The organism is Alistipes intestinihominis, assembly GCF_040095975.1.
GTDB classification, from domain to species: domain Bacteria; phylum Bacteroidota; class Bacteroidia; order Bacteroidales; family Rikenellaceae; genus Alistipes; species Alistipes senegalensis.
In genome coordinates this window covers 156922-175585 of sequence record NZ_JBBMFL010000002.1, presented here as the reverse complement: position 1 = coordinate 175585, position 18664 = coordinate 156922, and the positions used below count along the sequence as shown (strand labels likewise).

The following is an 18664-nucleotide window of genomic DNA, read 5'->3' as shown; positions in this document are numbered from 1 at the left end:
GATGGAATCGAACAACATGCAGCAGCAGCCGGAGACTGCGGATCAGGAGATCGACCTGATCGAATTGGCGCAGAAGCTCTGGCAGGGTCGCCGGATGATCGTCCGGTGGTGTATCGCAGGGGCTTTGGCGGGACTCGTCATCGGGTTCAGCATCCCGAAGGAGTACACGGTGACGGTGAAGCTGGCCCCGGAGATCCAGGGCGGGAAGACCTCGCTGGGGGGCCTGGGTTCGCTGGCCTCGATAGCCGGCATCAACATGGGGAACATGAACTCTGCGGATGCGGTGTCTCCGGATCTGTATCCGGACATCGTGCAGTCGGTTCCGTTCATGACCGAGTTGTTCGGCGTGGAGGTCGCCGACGCGAAGGACCGGAAGACCATGCCCCTTTATGACTATGTTTCCGAGGAGTTGCGGAGCCCGTGGTGGGGTGCGGTGCTCGCGGCGCCTTTCAAGGCGCTGGGGTGGTTCGCGGGGTTGTTCCGCGCGGAGGAGCCGGAGGATGAAGGTCCCACAGACCCGTTCCGGCTGACCAAAGAGGAGAACGAGGTGGTCAGATCGCTCCAGGAGCGTATTTCGACGAGCGTGGACAAAAAGACGCAGGTGGTGTCGTTGTCGGTGACGATGCAGGACCCGTTGATCGCGGCGACGCTGACCGATACGGTGATGCTGAATTTGCAGAACCACATCACGCAGTACCGTACGGACAAGGCGCGGCACGATCTGGAGTTCACGCAGCGGCTGTTCGACGAGGCGCAGGGGAAGTATTACGAAGCGCAGCAGCGTTACGCGCAGTATGTGGACCAGAATCAGGCGCTTTCGCGCCGGAGCTTCCGCACGGAGGAGGAGCGTTTGCAGAACGAGATGTCGTTGGCTTACAGCCTCTACAACCAGACGGCGCAGCAGTTGCAGTTGGCCCGGGCGAAGGTCCAGGAATCGACTCCGGTCTACGCCGTGGTGCAGCCCGCGACGGTGCCTTTGAATCCTTCGAATCCTTCGAAGATGATGATTCTCGTGGGTTGCGTGTTCCTGGCCGGGGCCGCCGCCGCTGTGTGGCTGCTTTTCGGACGGGAGTTCATCGGGGCGTTCGGGAAAAGAGAGAGCTGAAAGGTTATATGAGAAATCAGCCTTGGGGCGGGCTCGGGATTCCATATGCGTAAACAAAATACCTACAAAAACATTATGGCCAATATCGTCTCGATGTCGGTCGTGATGTTATTGACATTCGTCAGCCGTTATGTTTTTCTGACTTATTTGAATATTACGTATTTTGGCCTCAATTCGCTCTGCGTCGATGTCCTGTCCATGTTGTCGCTTGCGGAATTGGGCATCGGACAGGCCATGGTGTATGCGCTTTATAAACCGATCGCCGAGGACGATTATTCAACCATCAGGACTTATATAAAGCTGTACAGATTGTTGTACCGTTATGTGGCGTTGGCAGTTCTCATCATCGGTCTTGCGGTCATGTTTTTTCTGTCGCAGCTGGTCAAGGACGAAGTGGCCATGCCTTTGGTATATACCGTATTTGCGCTGTATTTGTTAAATTCGGTCATTTCGTATCTTCTTTCGTATAAACGTTCGATTCTGTATGCCAATCAAAAAGCATATCGGATGGTACTTTCGGATATGGTATTCAAGATTCTGGCCGGTATCGGTCAGATCGTGGTACTTGTCTGGTTGCAGAATCTGGTCGCATATGTTTGCGTAACGATCGTCTCGACCATACTTGGCAATCTCTATGTCAATTTTATGGTTGACCGCAATTACCCTCTTTTGAGACATGTCTCCGATGCCGTTTCCCTGGATAAGACGCGGAAAAGGGAGATCGTCAGGAATGTCAAGGCTCTTTCGATTCACAATATGGCCAATTTTTTCGTTAAAAACACCGACAATATTGTGCTTTCGTATTTCCTTACGCTTGGCATCGTGGGCATGTTTTCCAATTATATGTTTATCATTGTCTCGACAGGCATCGTTGTCTCCAGAATATTCGATTCGGCTACCGCCAGTATTGGTAATATGATCGTTGAGAACGATACTTCTAAAACCAGAGAAGTGTTCCATACGGTATTCTTCGCCAATTTCGTTGTTTCGCATATCGTCATATCGATGCTTTGTGTGCTTATGCAACCTTTCGTTACTCTGTGGGTTGGTAAGCAATATCTGTTGCCGGACACTGTCGTGTATCTGATGGTCGGGTATCTTTATCTCCAATTGATGCGTTCGGGAATCTACTGCTTTAAAACGGCCAGCGGTATTTTCGATCAGGATAAGATATATCCGGTTATTCAGTCGGTGGTTAACCTGGTTCTTTCGGTCGTTCTCGTCTATTGGCTCGGAGTCCCCGGCGTTTTGATCGCGAAAATCATCACCAGTTTCTGCCTGATTAATTGGACGCATGCATATTTTACCTATAAATATACGCTCAAATGCAATATGGGCGGTTATTTTCACCGGATGCTGACCTATACGGCGACGACCGTTTTCGTTTGTCTGATCGGAATTTGGCTGTGCAATGCTTGGTTTGCGGAATACTCTTTGGCCAATGCCATTTACCGGGCATTGAGCGTCTTTACGATAGCCGTCCTTACAATCGTGCTGCTATTCCACCGTACTCCTGAATATCGCCAAATCGTCAATCAAATCAATGAGATATGGAACAAACTGTGCCGAAGGTCAGCATAATCGTCCCATGTTATAATTCAGAACCTTATCTGGATGCTTTTTTCAAAAGTATTCTTGCTGATTCGTATGCCCGGATCGAGCTGATCATGGTCAATGACGGAAGTACGGACGGAACCGAATCGAAGATTCTGTCATATCGAGCCCAAATTGAACAGCGGGGTGGAAAATTGCTTTATATCCGTCAGGAAAACCAAGGGGCTGCTGCTGCAATTTCTTCCGGGTTGAAAGTCTTTACCGGCGATTATCTGATTTGGCCTGATTCGGACGATGAACTGATGAACGATTCGATTTCCGAACGGGTCGCCTATATGGAAGCCCATAAAGAGATCGCTTTGTTGATTACCAATTTTGTCAGTGTGCGGGAAGACGAACCGGAAAAAGTCGTGTGCAATTACAGACGCATTCTCGGAAGAATGAATTCCGAAAATTTTTTTGACGATGTGCTCGAAGGGGGCGGGCTCGTCGGACCTCCGGTTTATATGGCCCGCGGAGCTGTCGTGCGGGAGCGAATCCCCGATGGAGAGATTTTCAGTCTTACGCGTTCGGGGCAAAACTACCAGATGCTTCTGTCTGTGTGCTATAATAACAAGGTCGCTATCCTTCCCGACATGGGACCCCATTACAAATATTTTCTCCGACCGTCGAGTCACAGCCATACCAATCAGAAAGACCGGGAATCGGCCTATGCTCATTATGATCGTATCGGAGATAGTATAGTCGAAACAGTGCGTAGGTTACCCGGTATTGATCGGTCGGAACGGCAGATTTTGTTGGAGCGGGCCGTAGCATTAAAAAAGAATTTGCAGCTGACGGGCAGCTATGTGTTCGGAGATGATTCTCGGTTTCGGAAATTGTACAGGCAATACCGAAATGAGAAGGTTCACATCTCGGTCAGAAATCGAATCCGAAGAGTTATCATCGCGTTTCCCGGATTGAAATATCTCGAGCAAACATTCAGAAAATGGCGGTAAAACCCAAACTGGCCAATCGGCGGACTTGTACAGGGTGCATGGCGTGTGTCGATGCGTGTCCTCATGGTGCCTTGAGGAGTTATATGGGGCGGGACGGGCATCTTTATGTTCGGTGGAACAGGACGCAATGTATCGGTTGCAATATATGTAGCCGTACATGCCCTATTGTTTCCGGGCATGAACCGGCTCCGGGAAAATCCGAAATTTTTGCAGCCTGGGCCAATGACGAGGCGTTGCGCATGAAAAGTTCTTCGGGAGGTGTGTTTGCGGCATTGGCTGTGGAAATTTTGGCCCGAGGAGGTGTGGTGTTCGGAGCGGCGATGAACGGGACCGTTGTCGTTCACCGGGCTATCGAACGGATCGAAGATCTCGAAGCATTGCAGGGTTCGAAGTATCAGCAGGGCGATTTGAGCGGTGTGTATCGAAAAGCGAGGGAATACCTGCGCGAAGGACGGCCTGTACTTTTTTCGGGGGTGCCATGTCAGATCGCAGGGTTGTATGGTGTGCTCGGAGGCAGACGGCACGACAATCTCCTCACGGTTGATTTGGTGTGTAGCGGTTTCCCATCGCAACTCCCATTGTTAAGTTTTTTGAATCATGAATCGTATGGTAAAATCGTTACATTAACTTACCGTGATAAAAGAGACGGTTGGTATAATGATATAAAACAAAAGATCAGTTCTCAGGATCTTACATTATATCCAATGCATAAGATGCCGATTAAATGTTATGGAGGTCTTGTATATAAAGCTTTTGGCTCACATCTTACGAATCGGACAAGTTGTTTGAATTGCCGGTTTGCCAAAATACACCGAATTGCTGATTTAACTCTCGCAGATTTTTGGGGAGATCAAAATCATCCGGATCAACATTACGCAGGAGTATCAGCTGTTATTGTTCATAACAATAATGTTCGTGATGTAATAGCAAAGGCAAATCTAAGTATATATCCGACAACTTGGGGAAAGTTTCTGCAAATCAATTATCGGATGATTTGTGGTAAGCATAGTTTTATTAGTCTCCATCCCGGACGTTGGTTGAGAACAATCGCGTTTACAAAAGGTTCATATACTTTGCAACAACATATTTTTTATGCAAAGCCAATTAATCCGTTTACATTCTTATATCGGGCGTGGGGTGGATTATTAACTCGGATGTCTAGAATTCGGATTAATCGTGTTGTCAAACAAGCCATCAAAAATTTAGATCGATGAAACCTTGGGTTGCTTTACTGACTTTCCATCGGTCGTTCAATTATGGGGCCGTGTGTCAAACCTATGCCACTTGTCATGTGTTAAGGAAATTGGGCTGTGATGTTCGATTGATTGATCTGCGAATCCGTGAACATTATTCGTTTTTGCAACGTTTGCTCGGCCTGATTCGGACTGTTCGGTTCGCTCGGTTTCGGCATCGGTATTATCCGGCTTTGACGCACCGGTACCGTTCGGCTGCCGAGTTACGGGCGCAGCCGCCGGAGGCGGATATATATATGACTGGAAGCGATCAGACATGGAATACGCTGATTACGAAAGATCTGGCTCCGGCGTTCTGGCTCGATTTCGGTTCGCTCGAAAAAAAACGTATCGGCTTTTCAGTCAGTTTTGGACAGGATACATGGCCTGTGAAAGATGCGGCGGAAACGGCACGGTTTAGAACGCTTGCAAATCGGTTCGATGCCGTTTCGGTCCGTGAAAAGGAAGGTGTCGGATTATGCCGTGAGATATTCGGAATAAATGCGGTCCAAACGCTCGATCCGACTCTGCTCATGGATAATTTCGATGAATTGACAGGTCCGATTGTTCCTCGCCATCATATTGCCAGCTATAAGTTTCTGGATTCTCCGGCTTACTACTCGTGTCTTAAAGAATTGGGGCGCATATATGGCAAACCGGTCGAATTGCTCGGGAAGCTGAAACCCATACGAGGTTTTCGGTATCGTTACCCGCAGGGAATAGCCCGCTGGATCGAGTCTATTGCCGCGGCTGATCTGGTCCTTACCGATTCGTTTCATGGGGTGGCTCTCAGTATCGTCTATCGGCGTAATTTTGTCGCATTTGTCGGTGACCGAACCCGTATCGGTCGTATTCGAAGTCTTCTCAGTCAGCTCGGCTTGGAGGACCGGCTTTATTCCGGAACGCAAATTGACATGCGGTCCGTCCGGTTGCTTTGCGATACTCCGATAGATTATGTCGCCGTAGAGGAGCGGCTCAATAGACTGAAAACTGTCTCGATCGGATTCTTGCGCGAAATGACCGACCGTTTGTGAGTCGGCTGAAAGACTGTCGGCTGGATCGGGATGCACGTGCCGGTCAGCATATTATCGCAACCATTTATATTTCGCAATTCTGTGCGGCAGCGCTCTTTGCATATATCCGGGATTGGATTGACCGCTGAACGGATCAGGACGATGATCGCCGCCATTTTCTTATTGGCGGCTATTCCCTTGGGGGTATTCACCTCGGGGGGAATGCCTACTTACCGCATTATCGTACCGGCTGTGATTCTGATGCAGTTCTATTTGATAAGGTGTTTTCGGAATGTACAGATGCTGATGATTCTGACACTCTATCTGCAAATTTATTTTCTGTATTTAGTGCCGTATTTTTATTTTGGCACCGAATTGTCTCAGTATTCTGAATTTCAGAATCCGGTATATTTCGGAAAAATCGCTTTTTTGTTTTATCTTTTTTATACGGGTTTGGTTTGTTCTGCCCGCAAACCGTTCAATCCGTCGCGGATCGCCTTATGCCGGTTGATTCGAATCACGACTCCGCGCTATAAACAGGTTCTTTATCTGCTGTTCCTATTCGTCGCATTGGGACTGGTTCTGCGGCAGGGCCAGAATGTTTTGACGGCTGAAGTCGATTCGTACGGCGTATATATCGAAAATCTCGATAATACGAACAGTTTGCCGCTTTTCTATATCCTTTTTCTGATGATCGGTCATTATGTCATTGCCGATTGGCGATGGCGGAAATTGTTGACGGTCGTATTGATTGTTATGCTGACCGGTTATTGCGTCACCCGCGGGTTCCGGATGATTCTGGCACCGACCGGACTGCTTATTTTCATGCTGTTCGTCGATCAGAGGATTCGAACCCGTACGGTTTTGTTGCTGTTCGGACTGGGATTCGTTGCGTTGATTCTTGTCAACAGCTTAAAGATGAGTCTTTCATTCAGTCTGGATGGGATGTTTTCCGAAGGGCAGCATGATTATATCGTTGCGCACCATGCCGATAATCTTTACGTTGCGGCGGCGGGAATGGGTATGCTCGATTGCGGACGCATTGCGTTTTTCGACCGGGTTTTGCTGAATCTCGGTTTTTTGGCTGAAACCGTTATCCCTCCCGGTATGTTGCCCGATGCTTTGAAATATCCTCATATCATTACGCATACCGTCTCTACGGGCGGCGGCGGTCTGTTCGTCATGGGGGCCTATTTGATGTGGGGATATGCCGGTATCTGCATTTTCGGCTTTCTTCTGGGGGAATTCGTCCGGCGTACTTATCAATATCGTAAACCTTTACAAGCGATAGTATGCGCCGTACTCATGGTTTTTGCTCCACGATGGATTTCCTATGATTTCCATATCATATTGCGATTTTCCTGTTTGGCCGTTGTTATTTATTTGTTGTTATGTCCGCCCCGAAAATTCTCGTGATCAGCAATACGCCTTTCTTCGGCGGAGGTGAGGCTTTCATTGTCGATACGCTCGTTCATCTTCGAGAAACGGTTTATTATCTGGTCAGAAATACGACGCTTGCCGATAGTTTGCCTGCGGACCGTGTTTTCCGGTTTTCGAAAACTTCATTCGCCGGACAATTAAGTGAAGTGCGCCGGGTGATTGCCGGACTCGATCCGGATTGTGTGATTTTCAATGGCGGCCGGACTCTTTTTTTTGTTCCATGGGTGCGCGCCAAACGGAAGATCCTTTACAGGCATACGACGAATCAGTGTATCGGAAACAGACTGAAACGATTGATATACGATCTGTCGCTGCATGTTTGTTACTTCCGTGCCGATGCCGTGGTGCACGTGTCCGAATTTGCTCGCAGAGAACAAAAACTGTTCAAGGACAAGGCAGTTTGTATTCATCATGGCGTCGTTCCGCTGCCGTATGAACCGAAGTCCGGGAGTGGCCCCGTGAGATTCCTTTTTCTCGGGAGAACCGAACCGGACAAAGGCATTGAAATCATAGTGAGGGCATTTGCAAAATTGCCGGCGGAGATGGCGGTGCTCGATGTCGTAGGCACCGGGGAATCGGCTTCATGGCTTGCGAAACTCGATTACGGCAATATCCGATATCATGGTTTCAGCAAAATGGTGGCGGAATGGTATGATTCGGCCGATGTCTTTGTCAGTTTGCCTCGGCATGAAGCATTTGGTTTGACTATACTCGAAGCCATGAATCACGGTCTTCCCATTCTGACCTGCCGTACCGGAGGTATTCCGGAGATCGTTCGCGATGGGGAAAATGCAATCGTCATTCCTCCTGTCGAACACGCCGTATTTGCAGCCATGCTGCGTTTGTGCCGCGATCGGAGTCTGATTGCCCGTATGGGAAAAAGATCTCATGAAATCTGCTGCGGGCAATTCTCGCTCGACCGGACTCTCGCTAAAATAGAACAAGTGATTAATCCATGAGAATCGCCATAGATTATCGGTTAGCTGCCAATTCGAACCGCGGTATGGGGCGTTATTGTCGTGAGATCGTCGGTCGTTTGATGCGGCTCGATGCGGATAACCAATACATTCTCTACACCAACTCGATCGAGGATGTTTCCCAGGTATTGCCACCCAATTTCAAGGTCTGTCCAATCGGCCGTTGCAATTATATTTCCGGGGAGCAATGGGGAATTTCTCGTAGGCTTCTGCGCGATCGTCCGGACTTGTTTTGGGCTCCGTACAATACTTTTCCATTGATTATACCTCGCAAGACCGGATTGATAGTTACGATTCATGACTTGATTTTTCTGAAAAAATCCGGGAAACCCCGGAATATGGTGCAATATATCGGTAAACTGTATCGGAAATGGACGATTCGATTCGGATCTCGTCGGATCGATCGGTGTGTTTCCGTTTCACGGTATTCGGCCGATGAAATCAAGCGAGTTCTGAATATTCCGGAGGTAACCGTTACATATAATTGTGCGGATGCATTTCGAGGCAAACTGAAGGCGGGGACCTCGGAGGCGATGATAGGAGAGAAACAATATTTTTTCACGCTTTCGGGTGATGCTCCGAGTAAAAACCTTTCGTTCGTAATCGATCTGTTCAAGAATGATTTGCTGACCGAAACTCTCGTTATCGCAGGGATACCTGCGAACTCGCCGATACGATCGGAAGCCTGCGACCGGATTGTCTTCCTGCCTGCCAGAATTTCGGACGAAGAATTGATCGTTCATTATTCGCAATGCAAGGCTTTTCTGTTTCTTTCGCTTTATGAGGGGTTTGGCATTCCGGTTCTTGAAGCATTGATGTGCGGAGCGCGGGTCATCGCCTCGAATCGGACTTCGATCCCGGAAGTCGTGGGAGATTGCGGGGTGCTCGTTGACCCGACGGATCGCGGCCAATGTCTTGAAGCCATTTGCAATATTGCGTCATTCAGCCCCGATCCTCAGGCTATCGAACGGCAGGTCGAACCCTTTTCCGATTGGGATCGACCTGCAAAGATACTTTTGAACCTATTTCAAAATACATATTGTGAAAAACATCTTGGCCATGTCTAAATCCAAATGTTTCCTTATTTTGCCTCGCTCCGTGTTCCCTTGCGTCGGAGGATATGCAATGACGCATAGACGTCTGATTGAGATTCTTGATCGGCATTATCGGTTGAGTCTGATCGTTCTTTCCGATCATGCTGCTACGAATGAAGAGAATGCGTTTTACAAGGAACATTCGGCCGATTTCTGTTTTTTCTATTTTCCTAAATGGCGTTATTATTTCAATGCCTTGATATCTTTGTTCGGCAGCCGACCGCTGCAAGTCGGGTATTATTCTTTTGGTCGGGTTCGACGTGCGGTTGCATGTATGGCTGCCGATTGCGAGATTGCCGTCGGCGGACTTATCAGGGCTATGGATTATCTCGACTGGGCTCCGAAACGGTCGGTCTTGGTCTTCAATATGGTAGACTCGATTGGACTTAATTACCAGCGTTCGCGCACGGAAGTGAAATCAGTGTTCTGGAAACTGATTTATAATATCGAAACGAAACGATTGTTGCGTTACGAGCACGATTGGGTGCGAAAGGCTGATGTCAGTTATCTCGTGAATAATGACGAAAAGAATTATTGGGAACGATACGGACGCAATGTACGGCTTGTCCCGCATGGCGTTAAACCCGATTTGTTCGAATATGACGAATGTGATCCGCGTTATACCGGTAAAGTGGCTTTTATCGGTAAGATGGATTATCAACCCAATGTCGATGCCGTAGAATGGTATGTCCGTAAGGTCCATTCTCGAATTGGCGATAAGATTCCGTTGATAATCATCGGGGCATTTCCTCCGAAAAAGTTGTTGCGGCTCGTCGGACAATATGATAATATCGAAGTTACCGGATTTGTGCAAGATCCGTATCGCATATTGAAGTCTGTACTTGCGGTTGTCGCTCCCATGCAGACCGGCGGCGGGATTCAGAATAAAGTGCTCGAAGGAATGGCAATCGGCCAGATCAATGTTGTTTCAGGATTAGCCGCCCGTCCGATATTGGGTGCGGTCGATGGCGAACATCTGCTGATTGCCGATACTGCGGAACAATATGTTCGGACGTTGACTGAACTCCGGGAGAACCGGGAGCGTTTTGCTTTTATCGGGGAAAAGGCCCGTAGCTTTATTCGATCGCATTATACATGGGAGGCTTTCGAAGATGTATATGTCGAAGGTATCGAACAAGCACGCAAAAGCAAACAGCTTAACGCCGAGTGAAGAGATAATCGGGTATATATACGGCAAAAGAGTTCCTTGATCGACCGCATTTTTCGGTTTTGCAAATAACTGTTCCGGCCCCCGATTTGAGCGAACATTCTGCCCGAATCAGGGGCCGGAATAGGGTATGGATGGCTTTTGGCTCGTGACTGTCCTGCATCAGGATGTAAGAGACTCGCCGTTTGGCATGGTTCCTTGCATGAATTATAGCTACGGTCTCCCGTTCGGTTTTATTCGTCTTTGCCGTCGAAAAAGTAGGTGGCGTAGTTGTATCCCGCGGCATCGTAGCATTTGCGGAAGGAGTTCATGCGGCGTTTGAAATCCGCGAAGTCCTTGCGGTCGTAGGCCCAGCCCACCTCAGCGATGGCCGCCAGACGCGGCAGCAGCATGTGTTTCAGATGCGTGGACGTGAAGATGTATTCCGTCCAGAGGTTCGCCTGAACGCCGAGTATGTAGGGCCGCTCCTCCGGTGCAAGCCCGTTGTAGGGGTCGAGCGCATAGGATTTGCTGACCGGAACGAATCCGCCGATGCCCAGCGGCTCCTTCATCGGATCTTTCGTCTGATAGTAGTCCAGGTAGCAGAAATCGTTCGGCGCCATGATGACATGGTTGCCGGCTTTGGCTGCGGCGATACCGCCTTTCGAACCGCGCCACGACATGACGGTGGCCGTCGGCGAAACCCCGCCTTCGAGGATTTCGTCCCAGCCGATGATCTTGCGGCCGTGTTCGCCGAGCCATTTCTCCATGCGGCGCACGGTGTAGCTTTGGAGTTCGAATTCATCTTTCAGCCCCTCGTCCTTGATGCGCTGCTGGCACATCGGGCAGGTTTTCCAGCTCTCTTTCGGACACTCGTCGCCGCCGATGTGGATATACTCCGAGGGAAACAGCGCCAGTACCTCCGTGAAAACGTCCTGCAAAAATCCGAACGTCGTTTCCTTGCCCGGACAGTAGACCTCGGGACTGATGCCCCAGCGCGTGCGGACTTCGTAGCCTTCGCCCCGGCAGCCCAGCCACGGATAGGAGGCCAGCGCCGCTACGGCATGCCCCGGCAGTTCGATTTCGGGGATCACCGTGATAAAGCGGTCGGCGGCGTATTGCACGATCTCGCGGATCTCTTTCTGGGTGTAGAATCCCCCGTAGGGCGTTCCGTCGTATTCGGTCGAATTGGCGTAGTGGCCCACGATCGTTTCGCGGCGCACCGACCCGACGCGGGTCAGCTCGGGGTATTTCTTGATTTCGATGCGCCAGCCCTGATCTTCGGTCAGGTGCCAGTGGAAACGGTTCATCTTGTGCAGGGCGAGGATGTCGATGAATTCTTTGACTTGGTCCGGGGTCCAGAAATAGCGGCCGGAGTCGAGCATGCCTCCGCGGTGCCCGAAGAACGGACGGTCTTTCACCGTCACGGCGGGCAGGACCCCGCAGCCGTTCACGACAAGCTGACGCAGGCTTTGCAGGCCGTAGAATACGCCCTGCGCCGTGCCTCCGCGGACCGAGACGCCCGACGGCGTGATTTCGAGCACATACGCTTCGGCGGCCAGCGTATCGTCTGTCGTCAGGTTGACGGCACCTTCGGCAGCACTTTTCATGCGGCCTCCGAGCACCGGTTCGACGGCTTCGGCGAAGAGTTCGGCGACGTTCCGCAGCCGGGCGTCGCGGCCCGTGCCGATCACGGTCGAGGCGGTTAGGGTGAAGGTCCCTTCGCCGGGAACGACCGATGCGGGACGGGGGACGATATTCGCCTCGGGACCGGCTCCGAGCGCCGCGCCCGACAGCGAGCAGGCGCACAGCAGGAAAAACAGTTTTTTCATGTTCGTTCGGGTTTTATAGGTTCGTGTTTCGGTTGTCGAGATAGCGCCGCAGCCGCCCGGACCAGATCGCATAGCCTTGTTCCGTGAGGTGGGTGCCGTCGGTGGTGTATTCGCGTTTCAGCCCGTCGGCGTCCGCGAGGTCCGGGTTCAGGTCGAGCCAGTCGATCCCGTTCGCCGCACACCATTCCCGGAGCCGGGTGTTGAGTTCCCCGATCCGTGCGTTCAGCGCGGGGTTGCCGTGGACGAAGAGCACCGACTGGACGACGGGCCGGACGCCGCCCGCGATCAGACGGGTGACGATCCGCCGCTGGTTGGCGAAGACGGTCGCGGGCGGGATGTCGTTGAAGAGGTCGTTGATGCCCGCCAGTACGAAGCAGATTTCGGGACGGGCAGCGATCACGCAGGTGTCCAGCATCCACAGCATCTGCCCGGTCAGATAGCCGCCCTGCCCGGCGTTCCGGATGTCGTTCCGCCCGAGCCGGGGATTCCAGTCCCTGCCGTTGGCCGTCAGCGAATCTCCGAGCAGGACGATCCGCACCTTTGCGGGCGATTCGGACAGGATGCGCCGGATCACCTCGCCGGCCAGGTTCGACCGGACGGAGGCCGGAAGGGGTTCTCCGTCCGGGAGCATCCCGCCGAGGAATTGCCGGACATTGGCCGCGAACCGGGCGAGCCCGGCTTCGTCGAGCATCACTCCGTCGGCGGTGTACTCCGCAGAGAGGCAAGTCCCGTCGGTCAGACCTGCCGAGGGGTCGAAACAGGCGTAGCCCCGGCTTGCGGCGAAGCCTTTCAGCGCTTCGTTGAGCCGGGCGATGCGGTCGTTCAGACCGGGATGTTCGCCGGATGCCGGGAGCGTCAGCAGGATCACCGGCCGGACTCCCGCCGCATCGAGCCGTTCGCAGATCGCCCGGTAGGCTTCCAGCGTGCGCGGCATCGGTTGCCCGAGCAGGATTTCGGGCAGTCCCGAATAGACCGCGCAGATCTCCGGACGACGGTTCAGCAGCCGTTCGTCGAGGTTCCACAACTGTTGCGAGAGCAGGAAATTCTTGTCTCCGGCATCCGCCACGTCGTATTCCGGCAGCTCCTTCCGCCAGTCGATGTTGCATCCCTCGCCGTTCGTGATGAACCCGACGACGGGCCGGGCGCAGCAGTTGGCGGCGGTGAGCAGGCCGGAAAGCAGCCATATGTAAAATAGAGTGCGTTTCATCGGACGGTTTTGTAAAATCCGGGCGGAGCATTCCGCCCGGATTCTTCGGTTTAGTCGCGGTCGCGGACGCAGCGCACGTTCACCAGCATCGAAGCCGTGCCGTCGCCCTCGCTCCACGGGCGCGAATTGAAATTCCAGGGAACGATCTCGTTGCTCCAGCCGAACACCTCGAACATCTGGGCCGTCGTGACGTCGGTCTTGGTCGTCGTCCAGAAGCTGGCCTTGTCGTCGGCATTGTCCGGCGAGGGGACGTTGCCGTGCCAGAACTTGCCGGCCGGTACGATGTTCAGCCCCGTGTCGTTCGTGCCCGTGCTGCCGGTCCAGTACTGCGCCGACTTGACCCGCGCGGCGCTGTAATCCGCGGCGGTCCGCACGGCTTTCCACTCCTGCATGGTCGAGACGTGCCATCCCTCGGGGCAGACGCCCTGCATGCGGGTGTCTTCGGCCTCGGTGGCCTCTTCGTAGGTCCGCAGGGCCGTCGGCCAGCTGTAATAGACGCCGCGCACTTTCGCATCGCCGATCAGGTCGTTGGCGAAGGTCTTGGCCGCGGGTTTTCCGTAGATCACATCGACGGCCGTGAATGCCGTTCCGTCGCTGTACGACAGGGCCCGGAGGTTCTCGGCCATCCAGATGTCTTCGCCGATCTTCACCACCGCATAGGTCTCCGGGCTGGCCGGGTCGCGCAGGTCGGTGTAGGGGCGCAGCATGCCCGTCAGCCGCAGGCTCCGGGTCTCGGACGGCACGGTCTTGATACTGACCGTCGAGGTCACGCGCCAGTAGACCGTGCGGGTGAGGTAGGCGCCTCCCAGGTCGGAGAGCATGTCGTCGAGCAGCGAGTGGGTCAGCGCGGCGGATTTCTCGGCCGTCAGGGGCCGGGTTTTCGACGCGCTCATGTCGGCATTGAGGCTGTATTCGAGCGCATAGGTAACTCCGCGGGCGTTGCAGGTCCATGCCGCCGTGCTCAGCGTCTCGTCCTTGCGGGCATAGTCGAGGGCGTAGTCCGTTCCGTCGGCCGGGCCTGCGGTGAGAGTGATCGGATCGGCGGCGGTCACGGCCTCGAACCGCCGGATGTAGACGATCCGTTCGGTTTCGTCGGCTGCGGCGAACTCCGCGTCGCTCGGCGTCACGCTCCACGTGAATTTCTTCTTCTGCGAGGCGACCATGCCGAAAGTCTGTTCCAGCAGCAGGTCCAGATCACCCTGCGAAATCTCGTAGGAGGCCGTTTCGCCCGTGTTGAAGGTCGCGCTCTTGTCGAATTCGGCGTCGTGGAGCCGCAGGGTGTACGTGATCCCCGTCGTGTCGCACGACCACGCGAATTTCACCGCTTCGTCGGCCTTCTCCGCATCGAGCAGCAGTTCGGCGTCGGCCGCGGGCTCCGCGAGCGTCAGCGCTGCCGGGTCTTTCGTGAAGCGCCGGACGGTCGCCGTGCGCACGGCGCTGTTCTCGATCGGGTTGTTCAGGTCGCCCGTGCCCGTCACCTGCCAGTAGATCGCGGTTTCGGCGTTCCGTTCGATCCCCTGCGCCGCCAGCCAGTCGTCCAGCTCCTGCATGGTGAAGGCGTGCGAGGTCTCCGACCGGCAGGCCACGGTCATCGTCCCTTCGCCGGAAAGCCCGGCGTCGAGACCGACATGCAGCATGTAGTCGGGAACGGTCGAGGGGCACTCCCATTCGAAGGCGACCCCGGCTTCGGGGCTCTTCTTGTCGAGGACGATCTTCGCCTCGCTTGCGGGGCTCTGAAGCAGGATCAGCCCCGTCGGGAGTTCGCAGCGCGTGACGGTCAGCCGCCGCACCTCGTCGCACCAGCCGACCTCGGGATCGACCACTTCGACCGTCCAGTAGAGCTTCACCGTGGCGCCGACGGCGACGTTCATGGAGCTCAGCACCGAATCGAGTTGCAGCGTGGACATCCGCCACGAGTCGCTCACGCCGGGATTCTGTTCGCAGGAGGTCGTGAATCGTTCGTCCAGACCGAAGCGCAGTTTGTAGTCGATGAAATGGCGGCGCGAATGCCATGCGAAGGTGTAGAGCGAGTCGGGATGTTCGTGATTGAGGACGATGACCGTGTCGATCGCCGGGCGGGTCAGCGTCACCGGCTGGCGCCCCACCTCGTAGAAATCGTTTTCCTTGTTGCAGCCGCCGATCCACAGGGGAGCGGCGAACAGGGCTGCCAGAGCGGTATTTCGGATGATGTTGTTCATGGCCTTTGGTTTTAATGGTTATACGCCCCGATGTTGCGCGCGTTGCCGATGCGCTCGCCCCAGAAGTCGGTCGTGAGTGGGAATACCGGTTCGTCGGCGATTCCGGCGCCCGCACCGATGCAGGGCGATCCCGCGGCCAGTTGCAGTCCGGCGAGGATCTGCTCCTTGTCGATCAGGTCGTTATCGGCGGTGAACTCCTCCACGAGGCGGACGAATTTCGGGTCGGAGAGGATCGTCCCGACGTTGTGGTCGCCCGTGCCGGGGATGGTTCCCTCCCGGTAGCCGCAGATGCAGTTGTTGCGCAGGATCAGCCCCCGGTCGTCGATGAACTCGCCCGTGCCGACCTTGACGAAGGGATTGGCCGTGCCGGTGGTGTTGTAGAAGATGTTGTTGGTGAAGACCAGCGACCCTTCGATGTTGGTGTAGCTGTCGAACGTGACGGCCGTGTTATCGGCGTGCGTCGCGGCGGAACGGGTCTTGATGATGGTGTTGTTGTAGAAATGACATCCGCCCACGCGCCCCACCACGTCGATCGTCGATGAAAGGGTCTGGCCGTTGCCCTTCACGTAGTCGCGCGTGCCGTCGTTGATGCTGACGTTGTAGCGCACCACCGTGCCCTCCTGCGAGACGAAATTGCGGTCGAACGCCACGTCGCTCGGGCAGAGCATCAGCCAGCCGCCCGTGTTGTTGTAGGAGATGTTGTACTCGAAGAGCGTGTTGCGGCAGTTCTGATCAACGTCGAACGCCTGTCCGTCCCACGTGGCCTTGTGATCCTGCACGGTGTTGTAGCGGAAGACGGTGCCGTCGCTGTGGATGCACCACAAGGCTGCGGCGGCCTCCATGCGGTTGGGGACGCTCTCGTCGGCGAAATCGCCCGGCGCGCAGTTGCGCACGACGTTGTACTCCACGAGGGCGTCGTCGCAGCCGTTGACGATGATCTGGTCGCCGGGGATGCCCTCGAAGACGTTCCGGCGGAACACGAAGCCCGTGTTGGCCTTGCGCAGCGAGCGGTCGCCCGTCGAGAGATAGCCCGTCAGCCCGTCGCGCTGGCAGTCGGTCAGCCGGCAGTCCTCGACCACCAGGTCGTGGAACGACGACGGGTTCGAACCCCCGATGACGTTGTAGTAGAAGATGCCCGAGCCGCCGCCTTCGTTGTGGTGGGTCTTCGTGCCGTAGACATCGGCGATCTCGCAGCGGCGGATGTGGATGTGGTTCATCACGCCGCCCTCGATGTTGTCGGCCTCGATGCGGATGCCGGCGATCTTGGGCCGCGGGGCTTCGCCCTTGTTGGTGATCCGCAGGTCCTGCAACTCCCAGTACTGGACGTTGCGGATCAGGATGGCTTCGTAGTTTCCGCCGCCCGCGATCTCGGGCAGGGGCAGGCTCTCGTCCCCGTAGGAGCCCAGCACGATCGGCGCCTCGGCCGAGCCGCTGCCGCGCAGCGTGAGCGATCCGTTGTAGACCGTGCCGCGCTTGATGAGGATCGTGTCGCCGGCCTTCCACGAACGCTCCAGGATGCGGTCGATGCTCTCCCACGCCTGCGAGGGGGAGTGCCCGGTGTTGTAGTAGGACCCGTTTTCGGGGTCGATGTAGTAGCGGTGGGGATAGGCGGCCTCCTCCGGACCGTTTTGCGGGGTGCGGGGTTCGTCCTCCTTGCAGGCCGCGAGCTGGCAGGCGCCCAGCAGCGCGGCGAATATGATCAGGTGCATTTTCATGGCTTTTTCGCAGTTTGGGTTTACATCGGGTCCATCACGCAGCGGATGGGGTACATGTGGTTCTCGACCGACGGTACGATGCTGTACGACTGCATGTTCAGCGTCGAGGCGTCGTCGTAGATCGAGAGCAGGACGGCCTTCGTGGGATCGTCGGCCGAGGCGCTGTCGCCGTAGGCGAACTGCATGCCTCGCAGACGGGGCGTCGATGTCCAGAACCGCGCCGTGAAGGTCGGGTCGGTGAGGAACGTCAGCCCCTCGTGCCAGTAGAATCCCGATACCGCGACGTTCATCTTGGCGCTGTTCGTGATGCCGGCGGTTGTCAGCCAGTAGGAGGGGTCTTTCACGGCGTTGGCACCGTCGGCCCCGAGGTATTCGCGCAGGGCGTTGAATTCGTCCATCGAGGGCAGGTGCCACCCCTCGGGGCAGACGCCCTGCACCGTTTGGCCTGCTTCGTAGGCGGCTTTGGCTTCGTCCCACGTCAGGCGCGTGGCGGCGGCCCACGAGTAGTAGCGGCCGACCTTCTGCACGTAGAGCGGGTCGTTGCAATAGCCGCCGCCCGCGGCCGCCTTGGCTTCGACGGGCAGCGGTTCGCCGTCGGCATAGACCGTGGCGCGCAGGTTCTCGGACATGATGGTCATCAGCGAACCGTCGTTGAGGATGAACTGGCAGGCTCCGTAGACCTCGCCGTCGCGGGCGTCGGTGAAGCTCTCGACCAGCGGAATGGCGCTGAAATAGCGCCACGACGTGCGTACCTCGTGGCCGCGCGTCTGCTCGACGCGCCAGAAGAAGCGCTTGACGCCCGAGAAGTCGGGCCAGACGGTGCGCAGCATGTCGAGCATCTCCGAATTGGTCAGCACGAGCGAATCCTTATGCCCCATGTCGTAGACGCAGGCGTTCTCGAAGTGCATGTCCACGTCGAAGGCGATCTTGTAGGTGGCTCCCGGACGTGCCTCCCAGGTGAAGACCTGCTTGTCGTCGGGTTTGAAGAAGTCGATCTTCAGGGTCGAGCCTTCGGCCGGGGAGACGGGGCGCGCCCACGTCGCATCGACGTAGTCGATCTGCTGTTCGCACGACAGGCTCAGCAGCGCGGCCAGAACGGCGGCCGCGGGAATCAGATATGCGGTGAAACGTTTCATTGTCAGTGGCATTTGG

The 18664-nt window shown here is 55.0% G+C and carries 14 protein-coding genes; 9 read left to right on the top strand and 5 right to left on the bottom strand.

Annotation, left to right across the window (positions count from 1 at the left end; genetic code table 11):
- Position 1 precedes the first annotated feature (1 nt).
- The 9 genes from WMO46_RS02300 (at position 2) to WMO46_RS02260 (ending at position 10584) form a co-directional block, all read left to right on the top strand.
- On the top strand, positions 2-1105 hold the full coding sequence (locus WMO46_RS02300) for a Wzz/FepE/Etk N-terminal domain-containing protein (RefSeq protein ID WP_349093710.1): 1104 nt from the start codon (positions 2-4) through the stop codon (positions 1103-1105).
- A 75-nt stretch (positions 1106-1180) separates the two neighbouring features.
- Positions 1181-2686: a lipopolysaccharide biosynthesis protein gene (locus WMO46_RS02295; RefSeq protein ID WP_349093709.1), complete on the top strand. Its 1506-nt coding sequence runs from the start codon at positions 1181-1183 to the stop codon at positions 2684-2686.
- Positions 2656-3657, top strand: coding sequence for a glycosyltransferase family A protein (locus WMO46_RS02290; RefSeq protein ID WP_129651391.1), 1002 nt, complete (start codon positions 2656-2658; stop codon positions 3655-3657). Before WMO46_RS02295 ends, WMO46_RS02290 begins: the two co-directional genes overlap by 31 nt.
- Complete coding sequence (locus WMO46_RS02285) at positions 3648-4871, top strand: Coenzyme F420 hydrogenase/dehydrogenase, beta subunit C-terminal domain (RefSeq protein WP_349093708.1); 1224 nt, start codon at positions 3648-3650, stop codon at positions 4869-4871. Before WMO46_RS02290 ends, WMO46_RS02285 begins: the two co-directional genes overlap by 10 nt.
- Complete coding sequence (locus WMO46_RS02280; protein WP_129651395.1) at positions 4868-5923, top strand: polysaccharide pyruvyl transferase family protein; 1056 nt, start codon at positions 4868-4870, stop codon at positions 5921-5923. Before WMO46_RS02285 ends, WMO46_RS02280 begins: the two co-directional genes overlap by 4 nt.
- Positions 5924-6064: 141 nt before the next feature.
- Positions 6065-7318: a hypothetical protein gene (locus WMO46_RS02275; protein WP_129651397.1), complete on the top strand. Its 1254-nt coding sequence runs from the start codon at positions 6065-6067 to the stop codon at positions 7316-7318.
- A complete protein-coding gene (locus tag WMO46_RS02270) occupies positions 7294-8301 on the top strand; it encodes a glycosyltransferase family 4 protein (protein WP_349093707.1) in 1008 nt (335 codons plus the stop codon). The genes WMO46_RS02275 and WMO46_RS02270 overlap by 25 nt, the downstream gene beginning before the upstream one ends.
- On the top strand, positions 8298-9386 hold the full coding sequence (locus WMO46_RS02265; RefSeq protein ID WP_349093706.1) for a glycosyltransferase family 4 protein: 1089 nt from the start codon (positions 8298-8300) through the stop codon (positions 9384-9386). The genes WMO46_RS02270 and WMO46_RS02265 overlap by 4 nt, the downstream gene beginning before the upstream one ends.
- The gene (locus tag WMO46_RS02260; protein WP_129651403.1) at positions 9361-10584 is read left to right on the top strand and encodes a glycosyltransferase family 4 protein; all 1224 of its coding nucleotides are present in this window, start codon (positions 9361-9363) and stop codon (positions 10582-10584) included. The genes WMO46_RS02265 and WMO46_RS02260 overlap by 26 nt, the downstream gene beginning before the upstream one ends.
- A 230-nt stretch (positions 10585-10814) precedes the next feature.
- Here WMO46_RS02260 and WMO46_RS02255 read toward each other — a convergent pair whose 3' ends face one another.
- The 5 genes from WMO46_RS02255 to WMO46_RS02235 are packed head-to-tail and all read right to left on the bottom strand — an operon-like array spanning position 10815 to position 18648.
- Positions 10815-12392, bottom strand: coding sequence for a beta-N-acetylhexosaminidase (locus tag WMO46_RS02255; protein WP_349093705.1), 1578 nt, complete (start codon positions 12390-12392; stop codon positions 10815-10817).
- A gap of 13 nt (positions 12393-12405) precedes the next feature.
- A complete protein-coding gene (locus WMO46_RS02250) occupies positions 12406-13599 on the bottom strand; it encodes a GDSL-type esterase/lipase family protein (protein ID WP_349093704.1) in 1194 nt (397 codons plus the stop codon).
- 50 nt (positions 13600-13649) lie between these two features.
- Positions 13650-15797: a SusE domain-containing protein gene (locus WMO46_RS02245; RefSeq protein WP_349093703.1), complete on the bottom strand. Its 2148-nt coding sequence runs from the start codon at positions 15795-15797 to the stop codon at positions 13650-13652.
- 11 nt (positions 15798-15808) lie between these two features.
- On the bottom strand, positions 15809-17506 hold the full coding sequence (locus WMO46_RS02240; protein WP_349093702.1) for a right-handed parallel beta-helix repeat-containing protein: 1698 nt from the start codon (positions 17504-17506) through the stop codon (positions 15809-15811).
- 26 nt (positions 17507-17532) lie between these two features.
- On the bottom strand, positions 17533-18648 hold the full coding sequence (locus WMO46_RS02235) for an FISUMP domain-containing protein (RefSeq protein ID WP_349093701.1): 1116 nt from the start codon (positions 18646-18648) through the stop codon (positions 17533-17535).
- Between the last annotated feature and the right edge of the window lie 16 nt (positions 18649-18664).

Bases quoted from the DNA above. Each gene is read 5' to 3' on its own strand.
- WMO46_RS02300 (WP_349093710.1), top strand. From the start codon at position 2: ATGGAATCGAACAACATGCAGCAGCAGCCGGAGACTGCGGATCAGGAG.
- WMO46_RS02295 (WP_349093709.1), top strand. From the start codon at position 1,181: ATGGCCAATATCGTCTCGATGTCGGTCGTGATGTTATTGACATTCGTC.
- WMO46_RS02290 (WP_129651391.1), top strand. From the start codon at position 2,656: ATGGAACAAACTGTGCCGAAGGTCAGCATAATCGTCCCATGTTATAAT.
- WMO46_RS02285 (WP_349093708.1), top strand. From the start codon at position 3,648: ATGGCGGTAAAACCCAAACTGGCCAATCGGCGGACTTGTACAGGGTGC.
- WMO46_RS02280 (WP_129651395.1), top strand. From the start codon at position 4,868: ATGAAACCTTGGGTTGCTTTACTGACTTTCCATCGGTCGTTCAATTAT.
- WMO46_RS02275 (WP_129651397.1), top strand. From the start codon at position 6,065: ATGATCGCCGCCATTTTCTTATTGGCGGCTATTCCCTTGGGGGTATTC.
- WMO46_RS02270 (WP_349093707.1), top strand. From the start codon at position 7,294: ATGTCCGCCCCGAAAATTCTCGTGATCAGCAATACGCCTTTCTTCGGC.
- WMO46_RS02265 (WP_349093706.1), top strand. From the start codon at position 8,298: ATGAGAATCGCCATAGATTATCGGTTAGCTGCCAATTCGAACCGCGGT.
- WMO46_RS02255 (WP_349093705.1), bottom strand. From the start codon at position 12,392: ATGAAAAAACTGTTTTTCCTGCTGTGCGCCTGCTCGCTGTCGGGCGCG.
- WMO46_RS02250 (WP_349093704.1), bottom strand. From the start codon at position 13,599: ATGAAACGCACTCTATTTTACATATGGCTGCTTTCCGGCCTGCTCACC.
- WMO46_RS02245 (WP_349093703.1), bottom strand. From the start codon at position 15,797: ATGAACAACATCATCCGAAATACCGCTCTGGCAGCCCTGTTCGCCGCT.
- WMO46_RS02240 (WP_349093702.1), bottom strand. From the start codon at position 17,506: ATGCACCTGATCATATTCGCCGCGCTGCTGGGCGCCTGCCAGCTCGCG.
- WMO46_RS02235 (WP_349093701.1), bottom strand. From the start codon at position 18,648: ATGAAACGTTTCACCGCATATCTGATTCCCGCGGCCGCCGTTCTGGCC.